We start from the raw sequence: 7,017 nt of genomic DNA, 5'->3' as shown, positions 1-7,017 counted from the left end.
GAGACAGCACCGGATGCGGTGACTCCGCTCCCTCCGGCGGCGCCCGCAGCAAGGCCCCCTCCCCCGCCACCACGCCCCCCGGGGACCTCTGCACGGCCCTGATCACCAAGTGGGGGCGGCAGATCTACGACTCGGGCAAGGAGACCTACGGCGACTACCAGTCGATGGGTCTCTCCAACGGGCAGTACATGATCCTGCGCGACGCCCTCGACCTGGCCCGCGCCGAGCGCGAGCGCCACGGAACCGCCGCGGGACGGAAGCTGCTCGCCCGCGAGGCCCGCGAGCGGTGCGAGAAACGCTACCGCCACGGGGAGCCGAGCGGCGGGCCGTGGGTGTGAACGCCATCGGCCCCATCGAGCCGGGCGACAACACCTACGAGACCCGCGCCGCCGGCGCGGACGAGGCGGCGGCCCGCCCGGCCGCGGCCCGCCCGCTGCTCACCCGGCACCGCAGGACCGCCCTGGCCCTCGCCACGGCCGCGGTCGTCGGGGCCGCCGGGCTCAGCCTCTACCTGACCCGTCCGCGGCCCCCGGAGCCGCCGCCACCGCTCTATCCGTCGCAGACCGTGTCCGTGGCGTACCGGGGCGAAATGACGCGCCCGCGCGCCGGCGAGAGCACCTTCAGCTTCACCGTCAGCCTGAGCCAGTCCTCGGGTCCGCCGGTGTCCGTCAGACGGATCGCACAGCCGACAACAGCGCTTTCGGTCACCGCGGCCCCTGATACACCATTCACGGTGAAAACGGGAAGCCCTCGTACGGCACGAATCACGATGCACATTCGCGAATGCGGAAAGGTGCAGCGGAATGCCGGACTCCCTTTCCTGATCGTAACGCTGCGTAATACGCGCGCAATGCAGATACAGAGCTTCATCCTCGGCTCGGAGTACGCAAAAGATCTTTCACGGGCCCTGACAGCCGCATGCCCCCCGAACACTGATGTCATGAGTAAAACACCCTGACAGTCCTGCAAGTTCTCAGCATGCGGGATGCGCCGAAGATGGCTTATTCCGGCACAACCGCCCCCTGAGTTCCAGCCCGGAATACTCCGTGGCATAACAAGAGCGTCACACCTTTGGCCTGACCACTCCACCTGGAACAAAGCGCGCCTTAGAGTCACGGCCAGTCACCGCGCCCACCGGATTCCTGTCAGTTCGGTTCTGCGCTCGACCCGGCCCACCCAACAGGGGACGGCCGTGCCAGGGGAAAGGACTGATCGTGCGTCAACGTTCGCTCATAGCCATCACCGCTGCACTCACCGCGGGGGCACTCACCCTCACCGCCTGTGGCTCACGCGACGACAAGGACAAGGAAGAAGCCGGGGGCGGCACCACCGTGGTCATCGGCGTCGACGCGCCACTGACCGGCGACTTGTCCGCGCTGGGCCTCGGCATCCGCAACTCCGTGCAGCTCGCCGCCAAGCAGGCCAACGAGAAGAAGTACGTCGACGGCATCACCTTCAAGGTGGAGTCCGCCGACGACCAGGGGCAGCCCGCATCGGGCCAGACCAACGCCACCAAGTTCGTCGCGAACAAGGACATCCTCGGCGCCGTCGGCCCCCTGAACTCCTCCGTCGGCGAGTCGATGCAGAAGGTCTTCGACGACGCGAAGCTCGTCCAGGTCTCCCCCGCCAACACCAACCCGGCCATGACCCAGGGCCAGGACTGGAACGGCGGCAAGAAGGTCCGCCCGTACAAGGCCTACTTCCGCACGGCCACCACGGACGCCATCCAGGGCCCGTTCGCCGCGCAGTACCTGTACAACGAGGCCAAGAAGAAGAAGGTCTTCGTCGTCGACGACAAGAAGACCTACGGCGCCGGCCTGGCCGCCACCTTCAAGGACGAGTTCACCAAGCTCGGCGGCAAGGTCGCCGGCACCGAGCACGTGAACCCGGACACCAAGGACTTCGGCGCCGTCGCCACCAAGATCAAGAACTCTGACGCGGACGTCGTCTACTACGGCGGCGAGTACCCCGCGGCAGGCCCGCTCAGCAAGCAGATGAAGAAGGCCGGAGCCAAGATCCCGCTCGTCGGCGGCGACGGCATCTACAGCGCCGACTTCGTCAAGCTCGCCGGCAAGGAGGGCAAGGGCGACTACGCCACGTCCGTCGGCCAGCCCGTCGAAGAGCTGCCCTCGGCCAAGGAGTTCATCGCGAACTACAAGAAGGCCGGCTACAAGGAGGCCTACGAGGCCTACGGCGGCTACTCCTACGACTCGGCCTGGGCGATCATCGAAGCGGTCAAGAAGGTCGTCGAGGACAACGACGGCAAGCTGCCCGACGACGCCCGCGCCAAGATCGTCGAGGCCATGCAGGGCGTCTCGTTCGACGGCGTGACCGGCAAGGTCTCCTTCGACGAGTTCGGCGACGCGACCAACAAGCAACTCACCGTGTACCAGGTCAAGTCCACCGAGGACCCGACCAAGGGCTGGGAGCCGGTCAAGTCCGGCACCTTCACCGGCTGATCCACCCCGCAGTCAACGACACCACCGCGCGGGGCGCTGCCTCAGCAGCGCCCCGCGCGGCGTCGCATCCGTCACCTAAGCCGTACGGCCGGCGAGGCCCCCAGCCATCGCACGCAGGCCGAACGACACCGAAAGACTCGGAGGACCTGCGGTGCACGAACTGCCGCAACAGCTGGTCAACGGCCTGCTACTGGGATCCATGTACGGCCTGATCGCCATCGGCTACACAATGGTCTACGGCATCGTCCAGCTCATCAACTTCGCCCATGGCGAGATCTTCATGGTCGGCGGCTTCGGCGCCCTCACCGTCTGGCTCTGGCTGCCGGGCGGCACCAGCATGTGGCTCGCCCTGCCGCTCATGCTCATAGGCGCCGTCATCGTCTCCACCCTCATCGCGGTCGGAGCCGAACGCTTCGCCTACCGCCCGTTGCGCGGCGCACCCCGCCTCGCACCCCTCATCACCGCCATCGGCCTCTCCCTCGCGCTGCAGCAGGCCGTCTGGGCCTGGTACCCCAACGCGAAGTCGTCCCGCACCTTCCCCGAGATCCCCGGCGGCTCCATCCACCTCGGCTCCGTCACCATCCAGCCCGGCGACATCTTCCTGCTGATCACCGCCCCGATCTGCATGTTCGCCCTCGGCTACTTCGTGATGAAGACCCGCGTCGGACGCGGCATGCAGGCCACCGCACAGGACCCCGACACCGCCAAGCTCATGGGCGTCAACACCGACCGCGTCATCGTCGTCGCCTTCGCGATCGGCGCCGCCTTCGCAGGCATCGCCGCCGTCGCCTACGGCTTCCGCTACGGCGAAGTCCAGTTCCGCATGGGCTTCCTCTGGGGCCTCAAGGCCTTCACCGCCGCCGTACTCGGAGGCATCGGCAACATCTACGGCGCGATGATCGGCGGCCTCGTCCTCGGCGTAGCCGAAGCCATGGCCACCGCCTACATGAACGACATCCCCGGCATGAGCCAGCTCGGCGGGCAGTCCTGGGCCGACGTCTGGGCCTTCGTACTCCTCATCGTCGTACTCCTCGTCAGGCCACAAGGTCTCCTCGGCGAGCGCGTCGCGGACAGGGCGTGACAACCATGACCACACAGAACACTGCGGCCGACGCGCCCAACCCCAAGCACGACAACACCCCCACCGGACTCATCGCCATCCCCGAGGGCCCCGCCCGCGCACTGGCCACCGGCGGCGGCATCCTCACCGTCATCTCCACGTTCATGGCATGGACCTGGACCGCGGCGTTCCCCGGCGACCTCACCGTCTACGGCTACCCCGGCGGCCTCCAGGTGCTCGTCCTGATCGCCGGCGCCCTGACGACACTCCTCGGCCTCGCCTCCTACGGCGTCAAGGGCGTCCGCGCCCTCGCCCCCGCCGGAGCCGACGCCGCACTCAAATACGCGTCGCTCGCCGCCTTCGCCACCACCTGGTACACGATCATCTCGATCAGCTACCAGCTCGGCGGCCTCGCCAACCTCGACCCCGGCGGCTGGGTCGCGGCCATCGCCACCCTCGCCTCCCTCGTCGGCGCACTCGCCCTGCCCTTCGTACGACCGCACACCTACCCGGTCGACCCCGAAGACACCAGCGGCGAACAGTTCAAGCACCGCGTGCGCAACGCACTGACCGTGTTCAAGGGTGCCTTCGCGGCCGAAGCCGCGCCCACCCCGCGCAAGCTCCCGAACTACCTCGAGATCCTGATCATCGTCGCCGCACTCGCCGTGGGACTCCTCGTCTTCACCTACGGCATCGGCACCGAGTACGACGAACTCTTCATCGGCTTCCTGGTCACCGTGGGGTTCAGCTTCGCCGCCCTGTCCAAGGCAGGCCTCGTCGGCATGGTCTCCACCTACACCGCCCGGCACCGCCACGTCACCCTCACCGGAGCGTTCGTCGCCGCCGCGGCCTTCCCGTTCACCCAGAGCGACGACCAGTACGCCACCATCGGCGTCTACATCCTCATCTTCGCCACCGTCGCCCTCGGCCTGAACATCGTCGTCGGCCTCGCAGGCCTCCTCGACCTCGGATACGTCGCCTTCCTCGGCGTCGGCGCCTACGCCGCATCCATGGTCTCCGGATCGCCGTCCTCGCCCTTCGACGTCCACCTGCCGTTCTGGGGCGCCATCCTCGTCGGCGCCGGCGCATCGCTCATCTTCGGCGTCCTCATCGGCGCCCCCACCCTGCGCCTGCGCGGCGACTACCTCGCCATCGTCACCCTCGGCTTCGGTGAGATCTTCCGGCTCGTCGCCATGAACTCCGACGGCACATCGGGCCCCGACATCACCAACGGCTCCAACGGCATCTCCTCGATCCCCAACCTGAAGATCCTGGGCTTCGACATGGGCGCCGAGCACACCATCGCCGGCTTCACCATCGGGCGCTTCGCGAACTACTTCTTCCTGATGCTGCTCATCACCCTCGTCGTCGTCCTCGTCTTCAAGCGCAGCGAGGACTCCCGCATCGGACGCGCCTGGGTCGCCATCCGCGAAGACGAGACCGCGGCGCTCGCCATGGGCATCAACGGCTTCCGCGTCAAGCTCATCGCCTTCGCACTCGGCGCATCCCTCGCCGGACTCGCGGGCACCGTACAGGCACACGTCACCTACACCGTGACGCCCGAGCAGTACCAGTTCGCCAACACCGTCCCGCCGAACTCGGCGTTCCTGCTCGCCGCGGTCGTCCTCGGCGGCATGGGCACCATCAGCGGACCCCTCGTCGGCGCGGCACTGCTCTACCTCATCCCGAGCAAGCTCTCGTTCCTCGGCGACTACCAGCTCTTCGCCTTCGGCCTCGCGCTCGTCCTGCTCATGCGCTTCCGCCCCGAGGGCCTCATCCCCAACCGCCGCCGCCAGCTCGAATTCCACGAGGCCGAACTCGCCCCCGGCGACACCCCCTCACCCACAGTCCTCAGCAAGACAGGGGCCTGAGCCATGACCACCGACACCACCACCAGCAAGGACCGCCCCGCCGCCACACCGGCCGGAGAAACGGTCCTGGACGCCCGCGGCGTCACCATGCGCTTCGGCGGCCTCACCGCCGTACGCTCCGTCGACCTCACCGTCAACAGCGGCGAGATCGTCGGCCTCATCGGCCCCAACGGCGCCGGCAAGACCACCTTCTTCAATTGCCTCACCGGCCTCTACATCCCCACCGAGGGCGAGGTCCAGTACAAGGGCAAGGTCCTGCCCAGCAAATCCTTCAAGGTCACCGCGGCCGGCGTCGCCCGCACCTTCCAGAACATCCGTCTCTTCGCCAACATGACGGTCCTGGAAAACGTCCTCGTCGGACGCCACACCCGCACCAAGGAAGGCCTCTGGTCCGCCCTCCTGCGCGGCCCCGGCTTCCACAAGGCCGAAGCGAAATCCAGGGAACGCGCCCTGGAACTCCTCGAATTCGTCGGCCTCGCCGAGAAGGCGGACCACCTCTCCCGCAACCTGCCCTACGGCGAACAGCGCAAGCTGGAAATCGCCCGCGCACTCGCGAGCGAACCCGGCCTGCTCCTCCTCGACGAGCCGACCGCGGGCATGAACCCGCAGGAGACCCGCGCCACCGAAGAACTCGTCTTCGCCATCCGCGACATGGGCATCGCCGTCCTCGTCATCGAGCACGACATGCGCTTCATCTTCAACCTGTGCGACCGCGTGGCCGTACTCGTCCAAGGCGAAAAACTCGTCGAGGGCGACAGCGAAACCGTCCAGCAGGACGACCGCGTCATCGCCGCCTACCTGGGCGAACCCTTCGAAGGTGCCCCCGGCAGCACAGAGGCCGACGCGACGGGCAACGAGGAGAACAGCCGATGACCGCACTGCTCGAAGTCGAAGACCTCAAGGTCGCCTACGGCAAGATCGAAGCCGTCAAAGGCATCTCCTTCAAGGTCGAAGCCGGCGAGGTCGTCACCCTGATCGGCACGAACGGCGCAGGCAAAACCACCACACTGCGCACGCTCTCCGGACTCCTCAAGCCGGTCGGCGGCTCCATCAAATTCAACGGAAAACCGCTGCGGAAATACCGCGCCGACCAGATCGTCGCACTCGGCCTCGCCCACTCCCCCGAAGGCCGGCACATCTTCCCGCGCATGACGATCGAGAACAATCTGCGGCTCGGCGCCTACCTGCGCAGCGACAAAGCAGCCATCGAAAAGGACATCGCGCGCGCCTACGATCTCTTCCCCATTCTCGGGGAACGCAGAAAGCAGGCAGCAGGCACGCTCTCCGGCGGCGAGCAGCAAATGCTCGCCATGGGACGCGCGCTCATGTCCCAGCCGAAACTGCTCATGCTCGACGAACCCTCCATGGGCCTTTCGCCGATCATGATGCAGAAGATCATGGCGACGATCGCCGAGCTCAAATCCCAGGGCACGACCATTCTGCTCGTCGAACAGAACGCCCAGGCGGCGCTCTCCCTCGCCGATCACGGTCACGTCATGGAGGTCGGCAAGATCGTCCTTTCCGGCACGGGGAACGACCTGCTGCACGACGAGTCCGTGCGCAAGGCGTACCTCGGCGAGGACTAGGACTCCGTCCCGGCATACGGGAGAGGCCCGCACCCCGGATC

7 protein-coding genes are annotated in these 7,017 nt (G+C 67.2%); all 7 read left to right on the top strand.

The features are described from left to right. Positions 1-338: hypothetical protein (locus tag ACQKIP_RS34960; RefSeq protein ID WP_427745057.1), on the top strand; the 338-nt coding region annotated here is incomplete at its 5' end. Then, complete coding sequence (locus ACQKIP_RS34955) at positions 329-958, top strand: Tat pathway signal sequence domain protein (protein WP_365852979.1); 630 nt, start codon at positions 329-331, stop codon at positions 956-958. The genes ACQKIP_RS34960 and ACQKIP_RS34955, both read left to right, overlap by 10 nt. 256 nt (positions 959-1,214) lie before the next feature. Then, entirely contained in the window at positions 1,215-2,459 is a 1,245-nt protein-coding gene (locus tag ACQKIP_RS34950; RefSeq protein WP_365852977.1) for a branched-chain amino acid ABC transporter substrate-binding protein, read from the top strand. Between the two features lie 151 nt (positions 2,460-2,610). Then, complete coding sequence (locus ACQKIP_RS34945) at positions 2,611-3,540, top strand: branched-chain amino acid ABC transporter permease (RefSeq protein ID WP_365852975.1); 930 nt, start codon at positions 2,611-2,613, stop codon at positions 3,538-3,540. A 5-nt stretch (positions 3,541-3,545) separates the two neighbouring features. Next, positions 3,546-5,390 carry a branched-chain amino acid ABC transporter permease gene (locus ACQKIP_RS34940; RefSeq protein ID WP_365852973.1) on the top strand — a complete coding sequence of 615 codons (1,845 nt, stop codon included), beginning with the start codon at positions 3,546-3,548 and terminating at the stop codon, positions 5,388-5,390. 3 nt (positions 5,391-5,393) lie between these two features. Then, the gene (locus tag ACQKIP_RS34935; RefSeq protein ID WP_365852971.1) at positions 5,394-6,263 is read left to right on the top strand and encodes an ABC transporter ATP-binding protein; all 870 of its coding nucleotides are present in this window, start codon (positions 5,394-5,396) and stop codon (positions 6,261-6,263) included. Then, a complete protein-coding gene (locus tag ACQKIP_RS34930) occupies positions 6,260-6,976 on the top strand; it encodes an ABC transporter ATP-binding protein (protein ID WP_365852969.1) in 717 nt (238 codons plus the stop codon). Before ACQKIP_RS34935 ends, ACQKIP_RS34930 begins: the two co-directional genes overlap by 4 nt. The last annotated feature ends 41 nt before the right edge of the window (positions 6,977-7,017 follow it).

Origin of the sequence: Streptomyces sp. NPDC059900, from assembly GCF_050270335.1 — a bacterium.
In the GTDB taxonomy this organism is placed as follows: Bacteria; Actinomycetota; Actinomycetes; order Streptomycetales; family Streptomycetaceae; genus Streptomyces.
This window is presented reverse-complemented; position numbering and strand designations above follow the sequence as displayed.